20 protein-coding genes and 2 pseudogenes are annotated in these 22,998 nt (G+C 66.2%); 9 read left to right on the top strand and 13 right to left on the bottom strand.

Annotated features, from left to right (window positions below):
- Positions 1 to 10: 10 nt before the first annotated feature.
- On the top strand, positions 11 to 994 hold the full coding sequence (locus ASPHE3_RS03235; protein ID WP_013599805.1) for an RluA family pseudouridine synthase: 984 nt from the start codon (positions 11 to 13) through the stop codon (positions 992 to 994).
- Positions 995 to 1,000: 6 nt separating this feature from the next.
- Here the strand turns inward: ASPHE3_RS03235 and ASPHE3_RS21175 are convergent, their stop codons facing one another.
- Complete coding sequence (locus ASPHE3_RS21175) at positions 1,001 to 3,349, bottom strand: chromosome partitioning ATPase (protein ID WP_013599804.1); 2,349 nt, start codon at positions 3,347 to 3,349, stop codon at positions 1,001 to 1,003.
- 75 nt (positions 3,350 to 3,424) lie between these two features.
- Positions 3,425 to 3,625, bottom strand: coding sequence for a hypothetical protein (locus ASPHE3_RS03220; protein ID WP_013599803.1), 201 nt, complete (start codon positions 3,623 to 3,625; stop codon positions 3,425 to 3,427).
- A gap of 393 nt (positions 3,626 to 4,018) precedes the next feature.
- Between ASPHE3_RS03220 and istA the strand changes: the two are divergent.
- From istA to ASPHE3_RS03195, 5 genes and pseudogenes are all read left to right on the top strand, one after another.
- Positions 4,019 to 5,538: pseudogene (istA, locus tag ASPHE3_RS22810) on the top strand (IS21 family transposase).
- Positions 5,535 to 6,320, top strand: coding sequence for an IS21-like element helper ATPase IstB (gene istB / locus ASPHE3_RS03210; protein ID WP_013599799.1), 786 nt, complete (start codon positions 5,535 to 5,537; stop codon positions 6,318 to 6,320). Before istA ends, istB begins: the two are co-directional and overlap by 4 nt.
- A gap of 424 nt (positions 6,321 to 6,744) precedes the next feature.
- Entirely contained in the window at positions 6,745 to 6,948 is a 204-nt protein-coding gene (locus tag ASPHE3_RS03205) for a hypothetical protein (RefSeq protein WP_013599797.1), read from the top strand.
- A 204-nt stretch (positions 6,949 to 7,152) separates the two neighbouring features.
- Positions 7,153 to 7,866 (top strand): AfsR/SARP family transcriptional regulator, encoded by a 714-nt coding sequence (locus tag ASPHE3_RS03200; RefSeq protein ID WP_013599796.1) that lies wholly within the window; start codon positions 7,153 to 7,155, stop codon positions 7,864 to 7,866.
- A gap of 84 nt (positions 7,867 to 7,950) precedes the next feature.
- On the top strand, positions 7,951 to 8,574 hold the full coding sequence (locus ASPHE3_RS03195) for a DedA family protein (protein ID WP_013599795.1): 624 nt from the start codon (positions 7,951 to 7,953) through the stop codon (positions 8,572 to 8,574).
- A 6-nt stretch (positions 8,575 to 8,580) separates the two neighbouring features.
- Here ASPHE3_RS03195 and ASPHE3_RS03190 read toward each other — a convergent pair whose 3' ends face one another.
- From ASPHE3_RS03190 to ASPHE3_RS03150, 9 genes and pseudogenes are all read right to left on the bottom strand, one after another.
- Positions 8,581 to 8,886: a hypothetical protein gene (locus ASPHE3_RS03190; protein ID WP_013599794.1), complete on the bottom strand. Its 306-nt coding sequence runs from the start codon at positions 8,884 to 8,886 to the stop codon at positions 8,581 to 8,583.
- Positions 8,887 to 8,990: 104 nt separating this feature from the next.
- A pseudogene (locus ASPHE3_RS03185) lies at positions 8,991 to 9,179 on the bottom strand (IS3 family transposase); the annotation flags it as partial.
- Positions 9,180 to 9,205: 26 nt separating this feature from the next.
- On the bottom strand, positions 9,206 to 10,351 hold the full coding sequence (locus ASPHE3_RS03180; protein WP_013599792.1) for an IS110 family RNA-guided transposase: 1,146 nt from the start codon (positions 10,349 to 10,351) through the stop codon (positions 9,206 to 9,208).
- 352 nt (positions 10,352 to 10,703) lie between these two features.
- Positions 10,704 to 11,813, bottom strand: coding sequence for an IS110 family RNA-guided transposase (locus ASPHE3_RS03175; protein ID WP_013599791.1), 1,110 nt, complete (start codon positions 11,811 to 11,813; stop codon positions 10,704 to 10,706).
- Between the two features lie 262 nt (positions 11,814 to 12,075).
- On the bottom strand, positions 12,076 to 12,678 hold the full coding sequence (locus ASPHE3_RS03170) for an IS3 family transposase (protein ID WP_013599790.1): 603 nt from the start codon (positions 12,676 to 12,678) through the stop codon (positions 12,076 to 12,078).
- Positions 12,675 to 13,001: a helix-turn-helix domain-containing protein gene (locus ASPHE3_RS03165; protein WP_167536972.1), complete on the bottom strand. Its 327-nt coding sequence runs from the start codon at positions 12,999 to 13,001 to the stop codon at positions 12,675 to 12,677. Before ASPHE3_RS03165 ends, ASPHE3_RS03170 begins: the two co-directional genes overlap by 4 nt.
- Before the next feature lie 276 nt (positions 13,002 to 13,277).
- Positions 13,278 to 16,100, bottom strand: coding sequence for a phosphoenolpyruvate carboxylase (gene ppc / locus ASPHE3_RS03160; RefSeq protein WP_013599788.1), 2,823 nt, complete (start codon positions 16,098 to 16,100; stop codon positions 13,278 to 13,280).
- 112 nt (positions 16,101 to 16,212) lie between these two features.
- Positions 16,213 to 16,758, bottom strand: a complete 546-nt coding sequence (locus tag ASPHE3_RS03155; protein WP_041651936.1) for a hypothetical protein — start codon at positions 16,756 to 16,758, stop codon at positions 16,213 to 16,215.
- A 5-nt stretch (positions 16,759 to 16,763) separates the two neighbouring features.
- The gene (locus ASPHE3_RS03150; RefSeq protein WP_013599786.1) at positions 16,764 to 17,453 is read right to left on the bottom strand and encodes an NADPH-dependent F420 reductase; all 690 of its coding nucleotides are present in this window, start codon (positions 17,451 to 17,453) and stop codon (positions 16,764 to 16,766) included.
- 125 nt (positions 17,454 to 17,578) lie between these two features.
- On the opposite strand from ASPHE3_RS03150, the gene ASPHE3_RS03145 reads away from it, so the two are divergent.
- Positions 17,579 to 18,394: a DUF1684 domain-containing protein gene (locus ASPHE3_RS03145; protein WP_013599785.1), complete on the top strand. Its 816-nt coding sequence runs from the start codon at positions 17,579 to 17,581 to the stop codon at positions 18,392 to 18,394.
- A gap of 15 nt (positions 18,395 to 18,409) precedes the next feature.
- On the opposite strand, the gene ASPHE3_RS03140 is transcribed toward ASPHE3_RS03145, so the two are convergent.
- Positions 18,410 to 19,618: an acyl-CoA dehydrogenase family protein gene (locus tag ASPHE3_RS03140; RefSeq protein ID WP_013599784.1), complete on the bottom strand. Its 1,209-nt coding sequence runs from the start codon at positions 19,616 to 19,618 to the stop codon at positions 18,410 to 18,412.
- Positions 19,619 to 19,626: 8 nt separating this feature from the next.
- Positions 19,627 to 20,421, bottom strand: coding sequence for a 3-hydroxyacyl-CoA dehydrogenase (locus tag ASPHE3_RS03135; protein ID WP_013599783.1), 795 nt, complete (start codon positions 20,419 to 20,421; stop codon positions 19,627 to 19,629).
- A gap of 162 nt (positions 20,422 to 20,583) precedes the next feature.
- Between ASPHE3_RS03135 and ASPHE3_RS03130 the strand changes: the two genes are divergently transcribed.
- On the top strand, positions 20,584 to 21,783 hold the full coding sequence (locus ASPHE3_RS03130) for a glycoside hydrolase family 76 protein (RefSeq protein WP_013599782.1): 1,200 nt from the start codon (positions 20,584 to 20,586) through the stop codon (positions 21,781 to 21,783).
- Between the two features lie 161 nt (positions 21,784 to 21,944).
- A complete protein-coding gene (locus tag ASPHE3_RS03125) occupies positions 21,945 to 22,997 on the top strand; it encodes an iron ABC transporter substrate-binding protein (RefSeq protein ID WP_013599781.1) in 1,053 nt (350 codons plus the stop codon).
- Position 22,998: the final 1 nt, after the last annotated feature.

Below are 22,998 nucleotides of genomic sequence, written 5' to 3'. Positions count from 1 at the left end.
TGGAGGCGTGATGCAATCCCCCCTTCCCGTGCGCGACGGCGTGAACGCCACCCGGCTGCGCCTTCCGGAGGAGGGCCCGTGGGACACCGCGATGGATTACATGATGCACCGCTGGGGCCACATCGATCCGCAGGGCATCGAGGACAGGTTCGACGCCGGCGAGATCGTTGGCGAGGGCGGCATCCCCCTGGACCGCAGCACTCCCCTGCAGGACCACACCTTCATCTGGTACTACCGGAGCCTTCCGCCGGAAACGCGCATTCCGGTGGAGATCAGCATCCTGCACCAGGACCACCACCTGCTGGTGGTGGATAAGCCCCACTTCCTTCCCACCACCCCGGGCGGCACCTACATCCAGGAGTCAGCCCTGGTGCGGCTGCGCAACCAGCTCGAACTGCCGGACCTGATCCCCATGCACCGGCTGGACCGGATGACGGCCGGGGTCCTGCTCTTCTCCACCAACCCGCAGACCCGGGGCAAGTACCAGGTGCTGTTCGAAAAGCGCCAGGTCCAGAAGGAATACGAGTGCGTCTCGGCCGCCGAGCCCGCGCCCGGGCACGCCGCCGTCGACTTTCCCGTGGTGGTCCGCAACCGGATGACCAAGTCCCGCAGCTATCTCCTCGCTGAGGTGGTTGACGGTGAACCGAACGCGGAAACGCGGATAGAACGGCTGGAAACGTTCGACGCCGGCACCTCCTTGGGTGCCGCCGGCGCCGCTGCAGCGCCAGGCGATCCGGCCAGGCTGGCCCGCTACCGGCTGGAGCCGCACACCGGCAAGACCCACCAGCTGCGGGTGCACATGGCTTCCCTCGGACTGGGCATCATCAACGACGCCTTCTACCCGGAGCTGCTGGACAAGGCTCCGGACGACTACGGGAAGCCCCTTCAACTCCTGGCGCGCGGTATCCGTTTCGTCGACCCCATCACCGGCAAGCCGGTGGAGTACCGCAGCGGGTTGGAACTGGGAGAGGCAGTACGCGCCAGCACCCCGTAAGGCTGCTCACAGTCCGCGCATCACGGCGGCCGAGGCATGCAGCCACGCTTCGCGGGTAGTGGGGAGCAGGGCCTTGTAGTTCAAGGGTCCGCCCGAAACCAGGGACCTGTCGTATGGAACCTCCAGGACCTCCCGGGTCACGCTGGCGAAGTGCTGCCGCGTCCGGGCCAGCAGCTGCAGGTCGGTCTGCCGGGACGGGGCCGCGAGCAGGGTTACTGCGTTCCCCACCTTCGCCTGGAAGCCGCGCTCGCGCAGCCCGTCCACCAGCCAGACGGCACTGGCCACCGTATCTTCGCGGACAGTCGAAACAATCACCAGCTCGTCCGCCGCATCCACCGCGGCTTCCCAGTTTGAGGAACGCATGTTGTTCCCGGTATCCACCACGATGATCCGGTAGAACCGGCGCAACGCGGTGTGCAGCTGTTCGAACTCCCGGGCTCCAATGGTTGCGGCCCCGGCAGCGTCCTCGTCCGAGGCGAGGACGTCGAACTGCGCGGAGCCCTGGTAGCGGACAAAACGGTCCAGGTCCCCGATCCGCCCCAGGACAGGGTCCGCGAAGCGGTCCACCTCGCGCATGAGATCAACCGCCGTGCTGGTGTGGCCGGCCAGCGGCGCCCGCCATCCGAGGGTGCCCCGCGTCTCGTTGTTGTCCCAGGCAAGCGTGTAACCGCCGCGCAGGATTCCCAACGTGGCGGCCAGTAGGAGCGTTGCAGTGGTTTTATGGGCGCCACCCTTGGGGTTGACCACCACCACGGTGCGGGGACCGTCCAGCCTTCGCTGGACAGCGTCGACCGCGTCCAGGTGCCGGCGCTCGCGCCGTCCCGGGGCCGGGCAAATTGAGTTGCGGCTCAGCCTGCGGACGGCGCCCTGCCAGCCGTCCTCTGCCAGCGCCGACGGCGGCGCAGGCCTGTCGGCGAGGAAATCCTGGAGGGTGGGGACGCCGTCGTCGGGGGAAACCGCGGGCGGGACTGCGATGGCCATGGCGGACTCTGCTTTCTGTGACGGTTCGGGATTCTGCCCAGCCTGCCGGGACTGTTCGGCGCGGCTGCCCCGTCCACCCACTGCACGCCTGCCAAGGCGCAGGAGCAGGGCGGGGAGACCGGACAGCAGGCGGTACAGCACCATGCCCAGGCCGAGCACCGGCAGGGACAGCATCAGGATGGAAAAAATGGAAAGGACGACGGCGAGCGCGTCACCGGCCGCAAGGGAATGGCTGGCGAGCTGCGCATGATGCCCCACAGCGGCGCCTGTCTGCCCGATGATCAGGGGCAGGTTCGCGAGCATCCAGCCCAGGGCCAGGACCAGGAGGGGCACCACGGTGACCACCCAGGCGGTAACGATCCGCCGCGCGAAGGGGCGCAGCCCGGCCACCATTGGATCCATGGGCCGGCCGGGGACAAGGCTCAGCAGGACGGGACGGATCCGGTTGAAGAGATCAGGCACGCCGGCGATGTCGGCCAGCACGAAATAGCCGTCGAAGCGCAGCGTCGGCACCAGCTGCTGGATCATCTCGAGGTGCATCAGGGCCGCCGCGAGCAGGAAGAACCCTTGCCCGGTCAGCAGGTAGGCGCCGCCCAGGCCGATCAGGCAGAGGCAGTTGAAGTACAGGCCGCCCAGGTCAGTGCGGATCCTGCCGGCCCGGCCCAAGCGGTAGGAGTCGGTGACATTGGTAAAGAAGGCGGGGAAGACGAGGTAAAGGCCGACGCCGATCACGCCGGGCCTGGCGCCCCCGTACCGGCAGGCAGCGGCGTGGCCCAGTTCGTGGATCACGGCCCCCGCGGTGAGCAGGGCAAAGATGCCAAGAATCAGTGCGGGGGTGAGCAGCACCTGCTCGAGGGACGCCAGGAAGTCGCCCCTGGCAATCACCAGGGAATCCACTACGGCCAGAGCGGCCAGGACGATGGCCACAACCGGGGCCCAGAAAAGGGGCGCGAGGATTCGCGCAAGCGCGTTCACCGCCCGTTCCGGCAGGAGCGTCCCTTTCAGGCGCAGGGCCAGCAACGGGTTCGCCGTGGGTAATGGCTGTTGTTGGCCCGGCTTTTCGTGGGCGGTCTTTTCGACCACAAGGCCCATCGGCGCCAGCCGGGTATCAACAAGGTGCTGGAGGCCGCCGGCACCCAGTTCCCGCCCGTACGCGTCACTGACCTGCCGCGCCACCTCGGCGGCGGACTTCTCCGGGGAGAGCGACGTCATCACCAGATGGAGCAGCTCCGAAAGCTGGACCACCTGCCCGTCCCCGCGCTGGAGCAGGTAGCTGGAGTTCTTGAGCCCTGAACCCTCCACCGGGCCCAGGAAAACAAGGCCCGGCGAAATCGACCAGTGGCGCGGAAGGGCCCCGTCGGGTGCAGTTGTCACGTTCCCACCAAGGGTTGAACGGGTTGGGACGGTGGGCACGCCCGGGGCATGCCCACCGTGTGTGAACAGGCGCAGCTACTCCTGGAGGACCAGGATGTCCTGCAGAGCTGCCGAGTTCGCAATAGAGCCGATGGAGCCGGCGTTGATGGCCATCGACAGGTTCACGGCAATTACGGGAGAGACGTTGATGTTCATGCAAAGCGTTTCCCTCATCGGAAGCAGCTCCGCAACTTCAGCGTCGAGCTCCGCCGGTAACAGCGTGGTTGATGCCGTCATGGCACCTCACCTCTCCCCCGGGCATTCCCAGGTCCAGACATTTTTGTGATGGACGAAGTTAATGCTGGAGGACAGCGATGTTCTGGGAGGCCATGCTGTGCGCCGTGGAGAACAGCGATGCTGCGTTCAGTGCGGCGGACGTGTTGGCCGCGTATACACCTGCCCAGTTGGCATCCAGTGTTAGCGGCCATGAAAAACTGCCCGTAGATGGTCATGGAATTGCCCGCTGATGGCCACCGGGACTGCCCACGTATGGCCATGAGTTCTGCCCAGTTGTGGCCGTTTGGTTTGCCCGCATTGTTCGCTGATCCCGCCGTGTCGTGAGACGGCGGGGGCCTCTTCCCGTTTGGATTTCGGTGTCGAATCGAATCCGCTGACAGGAAGAGGCCCTGAATGAAGGATGCCGTAGAAACCGTGAAAATTCTTGCTGCTTATGATCTGACCAAGTCGCTGCGCGCTGCAGCCGAGCTGTCGGGTTGTTCCCACCACACTGTCGACCGGCTCGTGCAGGCCCGTGATGCCGGGCGTGCACCGGGGGCCGTGTCCGACCGGCCCAGGGTCATCGATGCGTGGTTGCCGAAGATCGAGGAATGGGTCGAAAAGTCCAAGGGCCGGATCCGCGCCGATGTTGTCCATGCCAAGCTCGTCGTGATGGGCTACCGGGGTTCGGACCGCTCGACCCGCCGGGCCGTCTCCCAGGTCAAAGAGGCTTACCGGCGCGGGAACAAGCGGGTCCACCGTCCCTGGATCACGGAGCCGGGCGCCTGGCTTCAGTACGATTTCGGTGACGGGCCGGTCATCGATGGAGTCAAAACCGTGCTGTTCGTCGCGTGGCTGGCCTGGTCCAGGTTCCGCATCGTGATCCCGCTGCGTGACCGGACGGCGCCGAGCGTTTTCACCGCCCTGGACCGGTCGTTCCGGCTGCTTGGCGGCGCGCCGACGTATGTGCTGACCGATAACGAGAAGACCGTCACCACCATGCATGTGGCCGGGGTGCCGGTGAGGAACCAGCAGACGCTGGCGTTCGCTAGGCACTACTCCGTCGAGGTGCTCACCTGCCAGCCGGCGGACCCGGCTTCCAAGGCGGGGTCGAATTGTCCGTGAAGATCGCCAAGGCAGACCTGGTGCCCAAAGACACCAACCTGCGAAACACCTATGCCTCGTTCGCTGAGCTCGAGGCGGCCTGCGCGGAGTTCATGGACCAGGTCAACACGCGCGAGCACCGGACCACCCGCCGCCGCCCTGTCGATATGCTCGCCGAGGAAGCCTCCTCCCTGCACCGCGTCCCGGAGACCGCGCATACCCTCGCTTATGGGGTCGGGCGGCGGGTGCCGGACAACACGCCCATGGTCTCGTTTGAAAACGCCCAGTACTCCGTGCCTGCCCATCTGCTCGGGGCCGAGGTGTTCGCCCGGTTCCACGGGACCGGGCCGGACGCGCAGGTCGTGATCGTGCATGTCGGTGCCGGCGGGCCGGTCGAGGTCGCCCGTCACGCACTTGCCCGGCCGGGTTCCCCGGCGATCCTGGACGCCCACTTCCCGGACCATCAGCAGAAGGTGCCCGGCGACTACAAACCCGTGCCCCGTTCTAAGGCGGAAGCCGAATTCCTGGGCATCGGCGCCGGCGCGCGGACCTGGCTGCTCGAGGCCGCCGCGGCCGGAGCGCAACGGATCAACGTGAAGATGGCCGAGGCGGTCGCGCTGGCCAAGATCGCCGGGACCGACGAGGTCGATAAGGCCCTCGGCGTCGCCGCGATCCACCACCGCTTCGCGCATGGAGACCTCGCGTCCTTGCTGAACGCGGGCGGAACCCGCACCGGGCTGCGCACCGCCGCGGAGGATAAGTCCCTGACCCAGGGCACCGCCGGCTGGGCCGGCCTCGGCACCACCGGCGTCGGGGAGGGCACCCGATGAGCATCATGACCGCGAACACCACCGCCCCGGCCCTGCCCGCCGACCTTGAGGCACTCATGCGGCAACTGAAAATGCCCCACGCCCGCGCCATCGCCCCGGACGTGCTGGCCACCGCCCGCGCCCAGCGCTGGGAACCGGCCGAAGTCATCAAAGCCCTCCTCGCCGAGGAAACCAAGGGCAGGGCCCGCTCGATGCTCGCCACCCGGCGCGAAGCCGCAGGATTCCCCACGGGCAAAACGTTCGCCCTCTGGGACGAAGCCGCGTCATCCATCCCGGCGCCGACCCAGCAGGCCCTGCGCACCCTGGAATGGATCCACCGGAAAGAAAACCTCGTCGTCTGCGGACCCTCCGGAACAGGGAAGACCTTCTTCCTCGAGGCCCTCGGCCAGCAGGCCGTCGAAGATGGGATGCGGGTCGCGTGGTTCACCCTCGAGGACCTCGGCGCCCTCATTCGCTCGCACCGGGCCGACGACACCGTCACCCGGGCCGTGGCCAGGATCCTGCGCGCAGATTTGGTCGTCGTCGACGACATCGGTCTCCTCGCCGTGGCCACCGACGCCGCCGAAGGCCTCTATCGGGTCGTCGACGCAGCCTACGAAAAACGCGCCGTCGCGGTCTCCTCGAATCTCCACCCCGCTGGCTTCGACGAGCTCATGCCCAAAACCCTCGCCACCGCGACCGTCGACCGGCTCCTGCACCACGCCCACGTCTGCCAAACAACTGGCGATTCCATCCGCCTCACCCAGGCCCTGGCCGGAAAGGGCGTCATGCCACTGAACTAAACCCCAAACCGGTGGCCAGCACCCTCACCCCGAATGCGGGCAAACCAGCTGGCCACCACTGGGCAGTTCTACTGGCCACCAGCGGGCAGAAATACTGGCCACCTGTGGGCAATTCCTAATGGCCGTTGACAATCCAGGAACAGGGTCTCCCGCGAGGGCAACAGTTCGACGCCCTGGGCTTCCAGTTCCTGCATTGTGAGTTCCTTCATCATGTGAATCACCCCCTTTCCACGTGTCACCAACAGTCAACGCGGGGCCCCGTGGCGGTCCCGTTACTGGAGCATCATTTTTGCGTTGTTGCAAAAGTGCCTTTTGCCCCTTGTGACTTGGGCGATGAATGTGTTGTGCCTAGGATGGTGCTGCCCGGGGTGGTATTCCCGATTTACACCGGAAATTGCAGACAAACGAAAGCAGGCGCCTTTTCATGGCCGAAATTGAAGGCACGATGGTAATTCGCGCCTGGGTTGAACCCGCGCAGGACCACCCCCTTCGGGCACGTCTGATTTCCACCCAGGCAGGCCAGGCCCAGGAACTGATGGAAACCGCCGCTGATGCTGACGGCATACTCATGGCGGTGCGCCGCTGGCTGGACCAGCTGGAATCCGCGGCCGGCACCGCAGGCGACTGACCTCTTCTGCTGTTTCGGGGCTATTGCGCCCGACCCGGAAACCCGGGAAGTGCAGGTGGCTTTGCAGGACCAGAATGCGGACGCCCTTTCCGGTATATAAAATCCGCAAGCCGGGGTTACTAAACTCCCTTGACATGGTATGCCTGAGTGCCACCATGGTCTTGGGGGGATCGGGTAGTTATCCGGCCGCATGAGGGGATAGGCATGACGGTGGCTCTCAATCAGGAGTGGCACTTAAGTCTGCTGGGGGCCTGGCGGTTGCACCGCGGTGAAACCGCGGTAGCGGTGGCCAGCCGGGAACAACGACTCATTGCATGCCTGGGGCTGCTGGGGTGCCGGCACCGGAGTTTCCTCGCGGGCCTGCTCTGGCCGAAAAGCAGCGAATCCCAGGCGGCCGGCAATCTCCGCACCGCCGTGTGGTGCATTTCCCGCGCCTTCCCGCACTTGCTCAGTACAGGGGCTGACACCCTGGCGCTTGATGACTCTGTCCGCGTGGACGTCAGCGCGCTGCAGCAGCACGTTGCCACGATCCAGACCCAACCGCACCTGCAGGTTCCGGACAGCTACCTGGACCACCTGAGCCGCGCGGACCTGCTCCCGGGCTGGTACGACGATTGGGTGATCTTCGAACAGGAAAGGTTGCGGCAGTTACGCCTGAGCACCCTGGAACTCATGGCGCGCCAACACCTGGCAGCAGGCGAACCGGGCAGGGCTGTCACCGCGGCCTTGTCCGCCACCAGCATCGAACCGCTTGGCGAGTCAGCCCACCTGCTGCTGGTCCAGGCCCACCTGGCAGCGGGAAACAGGGCCGCCGCAGTCAGGGCTTACAGGATGTTCGCATCCCGGCTGCAGGACGAACTCGGTGTTCCGCCGTCGGACCAGCTCAGCGGACTAGTTGCCGGATTCGTCCATCGGTGAGGCTCCCCAGGAGCCTGCTGCCTGGGGGCGGATTTGTGATAATCCTCGGGGTCCGGGCGCCCAATTCTGCGGTACCTTGTGGCCATGGACTTCGGCAGCGCAGACAGCTGGGGGACGGCCATCTATTTCTGGATCATCCCCGTAGTCCTCGGCGATGCCATCTTTCCCCTTGTTCCGTCCGAAATGGTGGTGATCACCGCCGGAGCCCTGTCCGCGGACGGCCGTACCAACGTGCTCGTGGTGGGGTTCCTCTCCGCCCTCGCCTCGTGGATCGGCGACCTGGTGGTTTTCCAGCTCTTCCGGCGGCGGCTCAGCCACGTGCTGGACCGGTGGAGGTGGGGCCGCCGCGTGCACCGCGGCATCCACGACGCGATCGCCAAGGCCGGCCGTTCGTCCACCTACGGCACCATCATCGGCGCCAGGTTCATTCCCGGCGGACGCCTGGCAACTTCAGCGGCGGCCGGTATCGCCAATGTTTCGGTCCCCGGTTTCAGCCTGTGCGCCGGCATCGGCGCCGTGCTGTGGGCATGCTGGCTGGTGGGCCTGGGCTACTTCACCGGTTCAACCACCGGGCTTCCGTTCTGGGCCAGTTCGCTCATCGGCGTGGCGCTGGGCCTGGTGATCGGAGCCACCGTGGGCATTATCGCCACCCGCAGGCGCGGGAACCCCTCGCCGGTAGTAGAGGAACCGGGACCGCCGGTGTCCTAGGGGAGGCTAAACGGGCAGCCATTTGCCGCGGCTGCGGCGCAGCACCGTGAGCGTTCCGGTCAGCGCAACACCTTCGACGGCGTCGCGCATCATCGCTGCCGATTCGCGCGCCTGCTGGTTCTCACCGCGGTCTTCCGTGGCTTCGACGAGGAAACGCAGGTTCAGCTGGGGCACGCCGCCGGAAATCTGCAGTTGGTGGGCCTCCACGTGGTGCCTGCTTGCGAGTACCTCCAGGGCAGTATCCATGACTGCTTCGGGCGGGTGGCCCGGCCGAAGCCCGGTGATCTTGAGGCGGGTCTGGAACGAAGGCATGCCGTCTACCCTACCCAGACGCTCGCTCACTTGATGTCGGAAAATAGCCAACGCTCTCTCCCGAGTGAACTGGTCCCCGTTAGTTGGACTGGTTAAATGGGATTCTAGGCTGCGAGGGTCTGGGCCCGGTATTGGACCGGGCTCAGACCCTTGAGCTTTGTGGAGATTCTTTCGTTGTTGTACCAGTGGATGTACTCGTTCAGTGCCGTTGCCAGTGCGTCGGTGCTGATGAACCGGACGCGGTGGAAGAGTTCTTCCTTGAGGTGGCCAAAGAAGTTCTCCATCACTGCGTTGATGCTCCTATAGATCGTCAAGTCGATCAGGCCGCGATTTCGAGCTCTCCATTAACGGGCTTGGCGATGGCGTCCGGGGCCGGCAGCAGGCGGAAGAGCTCGCGAGCGAGGTACCGCTTCAGGCACCGGATGATCTCCCGCTTCGACATGCCCTCGGCGGTGCGACGGGCCACGTAGTCGATCGTCGGCTGATGCCAGCGCATGCGCACGATGACCACGCGATACAGCGCGGCGTTGGCCTGCCGGTTCCCGCCGCGGTACAGACGGTGCCGGCTGTTGGTCTTGCCGGATCCAGCCGGGATCGGGCACGCGCCACACATCTTGGCAAACGCTGCCTCGGACTTGATCCGGTTGGCGTTGTCGCCGGCGGTGATCAGCATCTGTGCCGCAGTGTCGTAGCCGACGCCGACGGCCTCGACGAGCTGGGGCGCAGCGGCCGCAGTGAGTGCCTTCAGTGATGCGGCGTGAGCCTTGGCCTCCTCGTGCAGCGCCAGCCAACGCTTCGCCATCGAGGACAGCACGTGTCGCATCGCCACATCCGGGTCGCCCGGCACAACAACGGCAGGTGCGCCACGGCGCACGGGCGGCAGTGGAGTCGGACCCTCCAGCGCCGCGCACGCGAGGATCAGCTTGTGGTCGGTGAGCGTCTCCAGCTCCGCCCGCAACGCCTCGCTCCCGGTCGCGAGGGTCGCCTTGAGCGTGATCATCGCGGTTGTCCGCGCTTGAACGGCACCGTCGTAGGCGATCTTGACCAGCCTGATCGTTTCGACCGCGCCGTCGGCGGTCTTGGGTGTCGACAGCCCGTGCCCAGCCAGTAGCTGGCGTGCAGCGTGCTCGGCATCGATGGTGTCGTTCTTCCCTGCGAGTCGACGTTCCGCGGCCCGTGCTGGGCGGGCGATCTCGTGGACGTCGTGACCGTGGTTGCGCAGGTAGCGCGCCAAGCCGACCCCGTAGGAGCCGGTGCCCTCGACGCCGAACCCGATCAGCCGACCGGCCGACCCGACGAAGGCCAGACAGAAGGCGAGGAGCTCCTCAAACCCGGCGATGGTGGTGGGCACGACGATGTCGCCGAGCCGGCCGCCAAAGCCGTCGATCGCGACCGCTACGTGGTTGTCCTTGTGGGTGTCGACGCCGACGATGACATCGTCACGCCGAAGCTGCATGCTGGGCATCGGGCTGTGGATCCTCTCTCGCACTTTCCGGGCGGGCTGTCCATGGCTCAGCTGGCCGGAGTGGGCGGACAGGACTGCGATGAGGCCCTGGTCGAGTCAGGCTCCTATCAGGTCACTGCCCACCCGGCCAGCAGCCTGGTGAACGCCACCACCCGGGGCCGACACGTCAACGCGAGGGCACCCGCAGGGCCGGTCATAAGCAAGGGTCAGACCCCAGGTGGTGGCGCAGTCACGATGCTCGCAGTCGTGGCAGTTGCCCTTGCGGGACATCGACTGGACAGCGCCGGCGGCCTTGAGAAGCGTCCGCCAAGTGAGGTGCTGGTATTGGATGCCTTGGATGCTCTCCTAAGTGTCAAGCGGCGTTTCGGTGTTGCCTGGTGTTCGGGACGATGTGCTGGTGGCCGGGGTTGAGGATGAAGTAGACCTCTCGGGCGAGGTATCGCTTCAGGCAGCGGATGATCTCCATCTTGGAGTGCCCCTCGGCGGTCTTTTTCGCGACGTACGTCTGCGTTCTCGGGTCGAGCCTGATCCGGCTGATGACGGCGAGGTGCAGGGCGCGGTTGGCTTGGCGGTCGCCGCCGCGGTTGAGTCGGTGCCGTTGTGTCATTCCGGAGGACGCGGGTAGGGGTGAAGCGCCGCAGAGCATCGCGAATGCGGCTTCGGATTTCATCCGCTCGGGGTTGTCACCGGCCGTTACGAGGAACTGTCCAGCGACTTCGATGCCGATTCCGACGCGTTCGAGGAGTTGGGGTGCGAGGGCTTGGACGATGGGGTTGATGAGCTCGTCCAGGTCGGTTATCTCGTCGGTGAGTTCCAGGTAGCGGCGGGCCAGGGACTTCATCGAGACCCGGTAGGCGGTGATGGGGTCGGTCGCGTTTGATACGTCCGGCCGCCATGCAGCGAGGGTGCGGATGAGCTGCATCCGGGTCAGGTGGCGGACTTGGTCGCGAAGCACCTCCGGCGCGGAGACGATCGACATCCGAAGGAGTTGCAGGGCGCTGCGGCGCTCCCGGACCGCGTGCGCGCGGGTGATGCGCAGCACGCGCAGAGCTTCGACGGCGCCGTCCTTGCTTTTTGGGATGCTGGTGCGTCGGCCATGCAGTGCGGCGCGGGCTGCATTGATTGCGTCCAGATCGTCGTCCTTGCCTTTACGGCGGCGGTCAGACCGGTCGGGCCGGTCGACCTCAAGGATCATGACACCGGCTTTGGCAAGGTGTCGGGTCAGGCCGGCACCATAGGATCCGGTGCCCTCGACACCGATCCGGGCCAAGTCACCGAAATCGCCGATCCAGGCGAGCATTGCCCGGTAGCCGGTGCGTGTTGTCGGGAAGCTCTTAGTGCCCAGCACTGTCTCGCCGGCATCGATGACGGCGGCGACGTGGAGTTCTTTGTGCGTGTCGACGCCGGCGAAGACGGGCGTCGGTGCCTGGTCCGGCTCGCTGGTTTCGGGCGTTCTGGTCATGTCGTTTTCCTCCGGTCCATCCGATGTGCAAGGGGCACGGCCCCGGGCATCGACCACCGGCGGACAAGACAGTGATGAGCACACTTGGCGCAGGCTCTCCTTAGGTCACTCCGGCGGCGAGGCCTAGCGCCTCACTGGGTACGCCTGGGGACTGACAGATCCGGGGAAAGACACAGCTGTCGATCGGAGTGAGGGTCAAGAACCCTGGGCGCACCCGGCACCAGCATCCTGTCGCATCCATCACCCTGCGAGTCAAGGATCCTCAGGGAATACCGGTTCCGACAGTCTCACTGTCCGAATGCACCAGTGGCTGCTGGCCGGGCTCGAGGCAGGCCAGAGCCTCCTTCAGCGAAGCGTTCGTCAGAGCCAGGTTCGGGGACGTGCTGATGGCATGGGAAATGATCTGCCGGTCGAAGAGGTCCATCACCGGGGAAAGGTAGAGCTTGCGGTCCCCGACGCTGAATTCGGTCACGTCGGTCACCCACTTCTGGTTCGGGGCATCGGCCTGGAACTGCCGGTTCAGCAGGTTCGGGGCAATCCTGCCCTGTTCGCCTTGGTAAGAGTTGTAGCGCTTCCGGCGCCGGATCCTGCAGAGCAGCTGCAGTGAGCGCATCAGTTTCAGCACGGTCTTCTTCGCAACCGTCCACCCTTGCTTGAGTAGCTCCGCATGGATCCGCCGGTGCCCGTACCGGCCATGGTTCGTCTCAAAGATCTCCGTGACGGCCGCTTTGAGTTTCTCTTTCGGGTCCGGGACCTGAAGACGGGCCTGGTGATAGAAGAACGTCGAGCGGGCCAGGCCCGCGATCTCCAGCAGGACCGGGAGAGGGTAGTCAGCCTTGAGGGAAACGACGGACTGGACCTTCACCGTCGTTCCTGATCCCTCAAGGCCCGCAGTTTTCCCAGATACGCCACCTCCGCGCGGAGCCGCTCGTTCTCCCGCCGCAACCGTTCCAGTTCGGATAACTCGACCCGTTCAGGTGGAGCCGCGGACTTCGCAGGCCTGCCCTTGGCCTTGGGACGCAATCCCTCCGCACCATCACGGCGATACGCCCGGACCCACTTTTGCAGCAACTGACGCGAGGACAAACCGGCCTCCACAGCCAGGTCCGGGCCGGTCTCACCCGCGAGGAACCGCTCCACCAACGCCAGCTTGAACTCAAACGAGTACGACTTCGCCGGTTTGCTCACCAGCACTCCTTGCCCCTGAATCCTCCACCGCCCATACAGTGCCCTGACCGGCACCCACGGCGCATCAAGCAAACGAGCCGCAGCCCGATACCCAACACCCTTCTCAAACCACGCTACCGCCGCCTCACGCTGGACCTCAGACAAAGAACTACGTGCACCCATAAAAACTGCTCCCCGGAAGTCGAAACTGAATTACTCAGTCCAACTTCCGGGGAGCAGTTCACGAGGGAGAGAGCGTTGATGGGAAACCGACGTTAAGTGAGAGAGCGTCCGGGGTTAGCCGGTGTTGCGCAGGCCGGCAGCTACGCCGTTGACAGTGATGAGCATGGCCCGCTGGAGGCGTTCGTCGATCTCCGCCCCGCTGATGCCCTCCGCCTTCTCCGCCGCTTCGGTCCGGACGCGGCGGAGGAGTTCCACCTGCAGGTAGCTGATCGGGTCCAGGTACTGGTCCCGGATTTCCAAGGACCGCTTGAGCGTGGGCTGGGCGTCCAGGAGCAGGTTCTCGCCGGTCAGGTTCTGCACCTCGGCCACGGTCAGCTCGTATTCCTCGCGAATGGTCCGGAAGATCCGGTGCAGCTCCTCGGGAACCAGGGTGGACACGTAGTAACCGGCGATGTCCATGTCCGTCTTGGCCAGGGTCATCTCCACGTTGGAAAGCACCGAGCGGAAGAAGTGCCAGTTGTCCCACATCTCCACCAGCTGCGCCGAGTTGCCGGCCTCGCGGGCAGCTTTGAGGCCGGAGCCGACGCCGAACCAGCCGGGCACGATCTGGCGGGACTGGGTCCAGCCGAATACCCACGGGATGGCGCGCAGGCCGCCCAGGCCGGCCCCGGAATCCGGGCGCTTGGACGGGCGGGAGCCGATGTTGAGTGAGCCCAGCTGTTCCACCGGGGTGGACGCGAGGAAGTAGGCGGGCAGGTCGGGATCGTCAATGAGGTGCCGGTACCGGTTGAAGGCGGCATCGGAGATGGTCTCCATCACGTGCCCGTACCGTTCGCGCTGGTCGGCGGAGGTCCGCGGGTCCCGGTGCAGGGCCGAGCCCTGCAGCACGGCGGCCAGGGACAGCTCGAGGTTTTCGCGGGCGAGCTCGGGCAGCGAGTACTTGTCCGAGATGACCTCGCCCTGCTCCGTGAACTTGATTTCGCCTTCCAGGACGCCGTTGGGCTGGGCCAGGATGGCGTCGTAGGTGGGGCCGCCGCCCCGGCCCACGGAACCGCCGCGGCCGTGGAACAGGCGGACGCGGACGCCGTGCTTGGCGGCGATGTCCCGCAGCTTCCGCTGGGTCTTGTGGATTTCCCACTGGCTGGTCATCACGCCGGATTCCTTGTTGGAGTCCGAGTAGCCCAGCATGACCTCCTGGACGTCGCCGCGGAGTCGCACGAGTTCCCGGTAGGAGGGATCGGACAGGAGCTGGTCCACGATCTCCGCCGAGGCGCGCAGCTCCTCCACCGTCTCCAGCAGCGGCGCGAACCCGATCTTGGCGTAGGGCTTCTCACCGAAAAGGTTGACCAGGCCGGCTTCCCGGGCCAGGACCGCGGCCGCCAGGACATCGTCCGCACCGCGGGTCATGGAGATGATGTACGTTTCGATGACGTCCGGGCCGTAGGTGCGCAAGGCGCGGCGGATCTCACGGAAGACGTCGTACGTGCCGTCAGCGGCGCCGTCGAGCTTGATCGGGTGGCCGGACAGCGGCCGGCGCGAGGCGAGTTCGGAACCGAGCACTTCGAAGCGCTGCTCGCGGCTGAGCTCGGCGTAGCGCACGCCCGGCCCGCCCAGGCGGTCCATCAGCTGGCCCACGGCGTCATGGTGGTGGTCCGCGTGTTCACGGATGTCCAGGGTGGCGAGGTGCAGGCCGAAGGAGGCGATGGCCCGGCGAACCCTGGCCAGGGCGCCGTCGGCAGCCAGCGACGCCGAGTGGTTCCGGAGCGAGAGTTCCACCAGCTCCAGGTCCGCAAGGAGTTCGGCGGTCCCGTTGTAATCGCGGCCGTGCTCGTGGTTGGAGTCGGCAGCTACCCGCTTGCCCGTGTTGATGAGTTTGGCCTTGATGCACGTGAGCTTCAGCCGGTAGGGCTCCTGGGCGTTGAGCTCCAGGACGCGCTTGTCCAGGCCCGGCAGCTTCTTCAGGTCCGCGTCGATGGAATCCAGCAGTTCCTGGTCCGCTCCGGCGAGCGCAGTGGAGTTGGAGAGGATGGAGATCAGTTCGTCGATCATGCCGATGCTGATCCGGACCGCGTGCTGGTTCTGGATCTGCAGGATTTCCCGGGTTACGGCCGCGGTGACGTTGGGGTTGCCGTCCCGGTCACCGCCGATCCAGGAGCCGAAGCGGATGGGCGCTTCCTGGGACGCGAGGCTGACGCCGTGCTCGCCGAGCAGGTCCGAGAGTTCGGTGAGCATTTCCGGCATTGCGTCGGTGAGGATGCTGCCCAGGTAGTAGATGGCGTTGCGGGCCTCGTCCACCGGGGTGGGGCGGACCTGGCGCAGTTCGTCGGTCTGCCACATCTGGTCGATGATTTCGGCCAACTGCCGGTCCTGCCGGCGCCGCCCCGTGGTGCCCTCGGCGGTGGGCTGGGCCAGGACGTCGGAAATCTTGCGGATCTTGTCCAGCACGGAGCGCCGGGACGCTTCGGTGGGGTGGGCGGTGAAGATGGGGCGGACGTCCAGCCCGTTCACCACCTCCTGGAGGACGGCCGGTCCTGCCTGCCCGGCGATGTCGGCCACGGTCTTGGCCAGCCAGCCGTCCTTTTCCGCCCGGGTGCGCAGCCCGCGCACCCGATGGACCTGTTCGGCGGCGTTGGCCAGGTGGAAGTAGAAGGCGAAGGCACGGACCAGGTCGGTGGCCTGCTCAATCGGCAGGGAACCCAGGAGTTCGCGGACCTGGGCAACGACGTCGTGCGCGCTCCAGGGGCCGGTGGCGTCGGCGCCGCCGCGGGCGGCTTCCTTGGATTCCTTGGTGAGGAGGCGGACCTGCTCCACCAGGTCAAGGAGTTCCGGACCGTGCTGGCGGACCAGGGATTCGCCCAGCAGGGTGGACACGCGGCGGACGTCTGCCCTTAGTTCGGAGGCAAGATCGGTTTCGGGATTCGTTGCAGTGTGAGCCATGGAAACTATCTTTCGAGGGTTCGGACTTGGCTCGTACACTGCGCTGGATACTGTGAGCCACGTAACTAGCTATCGATGCTACCCCCAGTGCCGGGACATGGCGGAATTCATCTCAAAAAATGTCATCGGCCGGGTAACCAACATGGCGCTTGACCCGGTTGAGCTCGTCCCGGAGTTGTTCAGTCTCCGTTTTATAGGCGGCGAATTCGGCGTTGCGGCGGCGGGTTGCCCGGGCATTCCCCACCAGGACCACCAGCGCTGCGGGCACGGAGAGGGCAAGGGCCCACCCTGCGGCGGCGAAGAAGTCCAGCGCCACCGGCAGTGCGGACCGGAAGTCCACGAATTCGTTGACCCCGTCAGTCACACTGCCCAGCAAGCCCTCCAGCGGTTCGAGGAAATCCCCCACCACCGGGGCGTCCGAGAGCGGCGGCGGGCTCAGCTTTGCCTGCGCGTCCCCGCCCCAGCGGCCGTCGCCCAGGTGGTTCAGGACATAAATCCCCGCGCCCACACTGGCGGCCATGAAAACCACGACTGACGCCAGCAACGCCAGGTCCGGCCGCCGCGGCCGCCACACGAGCAGGCCCGCCCCCACCACGCCCGCGGCTATCCAGGTGAGCGCCCTAAGCCACTCACTGCTTACTCCCGCAAGAATGTCCATCCCACCTATTCAACAGTGCGGACCACCTTGACGTTGAAATCAGGGGTCCCCAGCGCGGCGTAGAGGCGGAGCCACAGCGGCAGCAGCATTTCAGCGCCGCGGGCCGTGGTGATGTCCCCAAGGTCGACGACGTCGCGGTGCCCCAGCGCCTGGAGGAGTGCCGTGACCGTGGCCTTGGCCGTTTCGTCATCGCCTGAGACAAACACCGAGTGGTCACCGCCCGCCAATTTGCCCGGGTTGACCATGAGACCGGCGTTCATCGTATTGAGGGTCTTAACCACCCGAGCGGCCGGGAAAGCCCGCTGGATTCTTTCGCCGAGGCTGTCAGTGTTCACGGGGTTCAGTACCGGCGGCATGCCCTGGGAGAAATCGAGCGGGTTGGAATCGTCCACCAGCACTTTCCCGGTAAGCCGGGCAGCCCCCGCGGCGCCGAGGGCTTCCAGCGCTCCCACCCCGCTGGTCGCATTCACCACCAGTTCCCCGCCTCCGGCAGCCCCGGCGAAAGTCTTTAGCCCGATGTGCCTGTTCGCCGCGTACCAGTCACTGAACGGCGGCCCGCCCGTCCGGTCCGGGGCAGTGCGCCCGGCAGTACGGCCCGGGTCGAGTGTCCCCAGTTCCACTTCATGTCCCAGGGCGCTGAAGGCTCCTGCGAGCGTGCGCCCCACCGTGCCCGTGCCAAGGACCGCGATTCTCATGACAACTCCCCTGATGACGTGGTGGCCTCTGTGGTGGGTCCGAGGATACTCCTCGTCGCCGCACTCCGGAATGAACGCGGTCGCAGCGAGGTTGTAGCCGGGGCAACCATCGTCTGAAAGGAACCATGAGCACCCTCCCCGCCAGGTTGGAGCGCTGGCAGCGCTTCCGCGACAACCGCAACAAGGCCCTCGCCACCCGCCACGGCTGGCTGACCCTCACCTCGTTCCAGTGGCTGGAGGACTCCCCCGCCCCCGTTGACCTGGCACCAGGCCTGTGGTCCACGGATGGTACGACGGCGGCACTCACCGCAGTGCCCGCGGACGGACTGTCCCTGGTGGAGACAGGAGAAGCAGTCAGCGGGACCATCAGCGCCGCCCTCGCCGATGAGGAGTCCCTGATGTGGGTGCAGTTCGGCGGCGCCAGCGGTGACCAGGTGGTGGTGGAACTCGCCATGCGGGCCGGCCGCTACGCCATCCGCACCCGGGACTCGGGCTCGCCCGTCCTCACGAAATTCGGCGGCGTTCCCACCTTCCCCTACAACCCCGAGTGGGAAGTCACCGGCAGGTTCGAGCCCTATCCCGAACCTGTGGATGTGCCCATCGCCACCGCAAATCCCCTGGTGGACGGCGTGCACCGCTCCGTGGGCGAGGTGGTGTTCCGCCTTCCCGGCAGCAGCCACGAGTTCCGGCTTCAGGCCGAGGAGGAAAAACTCGGCGCACTCACCGTCACCTTCCATGATGAAACCAACGGCGAAAGCACCGATGACTGGCGGAAGCTCTCCCTGCCCCGGCCGCGCCCGGATAACTCCGTGGTCCTGGATTTCAACCGCGCCATCAACTACCCCAGCGCCTTCACCCCGTACGGCACCTGCCCCATGCCGGTGAAGAACAACTCGCTGGACGTGCGGGTGGAGGCGGGCGAGAAGCTGCCCGCCGAGTGAGCGGGCCCTCGCGGGTCAGGTAATGGCTGAGATGCCCGTGACGGCGCGGCCAACGATCAGCGTGTTGATTTCGAAGGACCCCTCGTACGTGTAGATGGCCTCGGCGTCCGAAAAGATTTTGGCCATCCGGTAGTCAGTCAGGATCCCGTTGCCGCCCAGGATTGACCGGCCCAGCGCCACCGTTTCACGCATGCGCGCGCTGATGTATGACTTCGCCAGCGCCACCTGCGGCATGTCCGCAGCGCCTTCGTCCTGCAGCCGCGCAAGGCCGGCCATCATCGCCATGCTTGCCACGGCGTTTCCCAGCATGGTCACCAGCTGCTGCTGGATCAGCTGGAAGTGCGCCAGCGGGCGGCCGAACTGATGGCGTTCGACGGCGTACTGCCGGGCAACGTCGAACGCGGCCAGCTGCTGGCCCACGGCCTGCCACGCCACCATGATCCGCGAGCCGCGCAGCAGCTCCTTGGTGTCCTCGAAACTGTTGATGGAAGCAAACCGGTCTGCTTCCGCCACGCGGACGTCCGTTAGCAGGATGTCCGCGTTCTGCACCGTCCGCAGGGCTGTCTTGTTCTCGATCCGGGTCCGGCTGACGCCCGGCAGCGTGGCATCCACGATGAATCCGCGCACCGAGCCGTCCGTCTCGTCCCGGGCCCACACGAGCATGTAGTCACAGAACGTCCCGTTGCCGATCCACCGCTTTGCGCCGTTCAGCACCCAGGCGGTGCCGCCGTCGTCCGCCTCTCCTGTTGCGGACGAAATGCGCCTTGCCCCTGTTTCCATGCCGCCGGCAACGTCCGAGCCGTGATTGGGCTCCGTGAGGGCGAAGGCGCCGGTGATCTCCAGGTTCGCGGCGGCATCCAGCAGCCGCCGCTTCTGGTCCTCACTGCCAAAGGCGTAGAGGGATTCGACGAAGAGATCGTGGTGCACCAGGAAGAACGTGGCGATGGACGTGTCCACGCGTGTCATCTCGGCGATGACCAGACCCGCAAACAGGTGGCTGTAGCCCCGCTGGGCCGGCGTGCTCAGCTCCAGGGCGGCGAGCTTGGGCAGGATATGCGCGGGAAACTCTGCCTTGTTCCACCAGTCCCCGGCGAATGGCGCGATCTCCGCCGCCAGGAACTCCCGCAGTTCAGCCAGCTTGTCCCGCTCCTTTTGGTCCAGCAGGGATTCAAAGGCGAAAAAGTCCGCGGACGGCAGGTCCGGCAGGCTGTCCCCCGCCATCATGGGCGCAGTCACTTCGGGCCCATGCGGATGGCGCCGTCCAGGCGGATGGTTTCCCCGTTCAGCATGGCGTTGTCCACGATATGTGCCACCAGGCTGGCGTATTCCTCGGGCCTGCCGAGCCGGGAGGGGTGCGGCACCTGCGCGCCCAGGGAATCCTGCGCCTCCTGTGGCAGGCCGGCCATCATGGGCGTTTCGAAGATCCCGGGCGCGATGGTGACCACCCGGACCAGCGAGCGTGCGAGCTCCCGGGCGATGGGCAGGGTCATCGCCGCGACAGCGCCCTTGGACGCGGCATACGCCGGCTGCCCGATCTGTCCTTCGAAGGCAGCAACGGAGGCGGTGTTGATGATCACGCCGCGTTCGGGGCCGCCCAGCAGTGTCACGGCCGGCTCCGTGGCCGCCATCGCCTGGGCGGCGAGCCGCAGGACATTGAACGTGCCGACGAGGTTGACCTGGATGACCCGGGTGAACGCCTCAAGCGGCAGCACGCCCTCCCGGCCCAGGACTTTTCCGGGAGTGGCAATGCCGGCGCAGTTCACCACGATGCGGAGCGGTCCCAGCCCGGCAGCTGTCTCGACGGCGGCCCGCACCTCCTCCTCGCTGGTCACGTCCGCGGGGCAGAACACGGCCGACCTGCCCGCAGTGCCGGCGGCGTTCAGTTCGTCCGCCAGCGTTCCCCCCTCTGACGAGGGGAGGTCCACCAGCACCACGGACGCGCCGCCGTCGAACAGGCGGCGGGCGGTTGCCGCACCCAAGCCTGAGGCGCCCCCGGTAACCAATGCAACAGTGCCTGCCACGTCCATACATCCTCCTTGATGCCGGGTCCGGCGCGCATGCGGCTACCGGGTATTAGTTAGTGAATGTTAACTGAAATCCGCCGGACCCGCACCAGCAGGCAGGCCGGCGGGCGGGCGGGTGTGCGCGGCCGGACGGGCGTGAGGCCGGCGGGCGATAGGGTGGAAGCCATGACCAGCCCGGCCCCCGACCCTGCCGCCTGGCAGGACCGCGCCAACCACGCTGCCCGGTCCGTGACCGCCCTCTTCGGCAGGAGGCTGTTGCTCCTCCCGGGCACCCACCTTGCCGCCGTCCAATGGCCCCGGCTCCGCTGGCGCAACGGTCCAAAGGGCGCACTCCTGGCTCCCTGGCATTACTGGTGGCAGGCCCATTATGTGGATTGCCTGGTGGACACCGGCCGCCGGGAACTGGGCAGCGGCGCAACCCCGGCTGCGAGGTTCAATGGCGCAAACCGCCCCAGCGCCGGACGGCTGGCCTCCCGGCTGGTCACCGGGATCCGCCTGCGCAACGCCTTCACGTTCGTCAACAACTACTACGACGACATGGCCTGGCTCGCCCTGGCCACCCACCGCCTGGACAAGCTGGCGGAAGAGACCCGCAGGCCGGGACGCCGCCGCAATGCGGCCGTCCGGAAATCCCTGACCCTTGAGTTTGATGCCGCCTCCACGGAGGACTTGGGCGGTGGCGTTTTCTGGAGCAAGAAGCGCGATTTCAAGAACACCCCGGCCACGGCCCCCGTGGCGCTCTACTACGCCCGGACGGGGCACGGGAAGAAAGCCCAGGCCCTGCTGGACTGGCTGGATGCCACCCTGTTCGACCCGGCCCAGGGCTTGTACCTGGACGGCGCCCGGCTCAATCCGGCAGGCGAGGTGGTGGTGGAGCGGGCCGTCTACACCTACAACCAGGGCCCCGTCCTGGGCGCCCTCCTGGAACTGGGCGGGAAAGCAAACCTGGCCCGGGCTGCGGCGGTGGTGGAAGCGGTGGACCGGCTGCTGACAGTCCCCGGGGGCGCCGCTCAGGACACCCGCGTGCTGCGTTGCGAGGGGACGGGCGACGGCGGCCTGTTCACCGGAATCCTCTGCCGCTACCTGGCCCTCGCCGCTTCCGATGCCAGGCTCCCGGGGCAAACCCGGGCGATGGCGGGCCGCCTGGTGAGGGACACCGCGGAGGCTTTTTGGTCCGGAAAGCGCAGCGTGGAAGCCGGCGAAGGTGCAAAAAAGGACCAGGGCGCAAGCATCTTCTCCCTGCACACGTCACAAAGGGCAACGAAAACGCTCCCGCCAGGCACCGCCGTCGAACTCTCCACCCAGCTGCAGGCCTGGATGGCCCTGGAGGCAGCAGCAACCCTTCAAGCCCGCAGCGGGAATTAGGTCACGCAATAGTTCGGTAATTGATGTGACCCTCATCACTTAAAGCGCTTTCCGGTTTTGAACTTAGGTTTGCCTACCCTACAGTTCCAGACGTGGGCATCCTTCCCCAGAGCCCGCGAGGACCCCGGTCCGCCCCACGTTTCCCAGAAAGCAGTCCCTCCATGAAGATCCGCAACAGCGCCCTGGCCGGCATTGCGCTTGCCGCCACCGCAGCACTTGGACTGACCGCCTGCGGCGGCAGCACCACCCCTGCAGCCACAGGTTCGTCCGCCGCCTCCGCTGAGGGGGACGGGATTACGGTTTACAACGCCCAGCACGAGAGCCTGACCAAGGAATGGATCGACGCCTTCACGGCAGAGACCGGCATCAAGGTCACCATGCGCCAGGGCTCGGACACCGAACTGTCCAACCAGATCATCCAGGAAGGCGACGCCTCGCCGGCCGACGTTTTCCTGACGGAGAACTCCCCCGCGATGACGCAGGTTGAGAATGCCGGACTGTTCGCGGACGTGGACGCCGCCACCCTTGAGCAGGTGCCGGCCGAGTTCCGCCCCTCCACCGGAAAGTGGACCGGCATCGCTGCCCGCTCCACCGTCCTGGTCTATGACAAGAACAAGCTGACCGAAGACCAGCTGCCCAAGTCCATGCTGGACCTGGCCAAGCCGGAGTGGAAGGGCAAGTGGGCCGCTTCCCCGTCCGGCGCAGACTTCCAGGCCATCGTTTCGGCGCTGCTGGAACTCAAGGGCGAGGCCGCCACTGAGGAATGGCTCAAGGGCATGAAGGACAACTACAAGGCCTACAAGGGCAACAGCACCGCCATGAAGGCCGTCAACGCCGGCGAAGTGGATGCCGCCCTCATCTACCACTACTACTACTACGGCGACCAGGCCAAGACCGGCGAGAACTCCAAGAACGTCTCCCCGTACTACTTCAAGAACCAGGATCCGGGCGCGTTCGTGTCCGTCTCCGGCGGCGGCGTCCTGAAGACCTCCAAGAATGCCGAGGCTGCCCAGGCATTCCTGAAGTTCGTCACCGGCAAGAAGGGCCAGGAAGTCCTCAAGGACGGCACCTCGTTCGAGTACGCCATCGCATCAGACGTCCCGGCCAACGAGAAGCTGGTTCCGATCGCCGAGCTGCAGGCTCCCACCGTGGACCCCGCCAAGCTCAACTCCGAGAAGGTCACCGAGCTGATGACCGCGGCAGGACTCCTGTAAT

Origin of the sequence: Pseudarthrobacter phenanthrenivorans Sphe3, from assembly GCF_000189535.1 — a bacterium.
Taxonomy (GTDB): domain Bacteria; phylum Actinomycetota; class Actinomycetes; order Actinomycetales; family Micrococcaceae; genus Arthrobacter; species Arthrobacter phenanthrenivorans.
Note: the sequence above shows the minus strand (reverse complement) of the source record. Positions and strands in the feature narration are given on the sequence as shown.

Bases quoted from the DNA above. Each gene is read 5' to 3' on its own strand.
- ASPHE3_RS03235 (WP_013599805.1), top strand. From the start codon at position 11: ATGCAATCCCCCCTTCCCGTGCGCGACGGCGTGAACGCCACCCGGCTG.
- ASPHE3_RS03220 (WP_013599803.1), bottom strand. From the start codon at position 3,625: ATGACGGCATCAACCACGCTGTTACCGGCGGAGCTCGACGCTGAAGTT.
- istB (WP_013599799.1), top strand. From the start codon at position 5,535: ATGAGCATCATGACCGCGAACACCACCGCCCCGGCCCTGCCCGCCGAC.
- ASPHE3_RS03205 (WP_013599797.1), top strand. From the start codon at position 6,745: ATGGCCGAAATTGAAGGCACGATGGTAATTCGCGCCTGGGTTGAACCC.
- ASPHE3_RS03200 (WP_013599796.1), top strand. From the start codon at position 7,153: ATGACGGTGGCTCTCAATCAGGAGTGGCACTTAAGTCTGCTGGGGGCC.
- ASPHE3_RS03195 (WP_013599795.1), top strand. From the start codon at position 7,951: ATGGACTTCGGCAGCGCAGACAGCTGGGGGACGGCCATCTATTTCTGG.
- ASPHE3_RS03190 (WP_013599794.1), bottom strand. From the start codon at position 8,886: ATGCCTTCGTTCCAGACCCGCCTCAAGATCACCGGGCTTCGGCCGGGC.
- ASPHE3_RS03180 (WP_013599792.1), bottom strand. From the start codon at position 10,351: ATGCCCAGCATGCAGCTTCGGCGTGACGATGTCATCGTCGGCGTCGAC.
- ASPHE3_RS03175 (WP_013599791.1), bottom strand. From the start codon at position 11,813: ATGACCAGAACGCCCGAAACCAGCGAGCCGGACCAGGCACCGACGCCC.
- ppc (WP_013599788.1), bottom strand. From the start codon at position 16,100: ATGGCTCACACTGCAACGAATCCCGAAACCGATCTTGCCTCCGAACTA.
- ASPHE3_RS03155 (WP_041651936.1), bottom strand. From the start codon at position 16,758: ATGGACATTCTTGCGGGAGTAAGCAGTGAGTGGCTTAGGGCGCTCACC.
- ASPHE3_RS03150 (WP_013599786.1), bottom strand. From the start codon at position 17,453: ATGAGAATCGCGGTCCTTGGCACGGGCACGGTGGGGCGCACGCTCGCA.
- ASPHE3_RS03145 (WP_013599785.1), top strand. From the start codon at position 17,579: ATGAGCACCCTCCCCGCCAGGTTGGAGCGCTGGCAGCGCTTCCGCGAC.
- ASPHE3_RS03140 (WP_013599784.1), bottom strand. From the start codon at position 19,618: ATGATGGCGGGGGACAGCCTGCCGGACCTGCCGTCCGCGGACTTTTTC.
- ASPHE3_RS03135 (WP_013599783.1), bottom strand. From the start codon at position 20,421: ATGGACGTGGCAGGCACTGTTGCATTGGTTACCGGGGGCGCCTCAGGC.
- ASPHE3_RS03130 (WP_013599782.1), top strand. From the start codon at position 20,584: ATGACCAGCCCGGCCCCCGACCCTGCCGCCTGGCAGGACCGCGCCAAC.
- ASPHE3_RS03125 (WP_013599781.1), top strand. From the start codon at position 21,945: ATGAAGATCCGCAACAGCGCCCTGGCCGGCATTGCGCTTGCCGCCACC.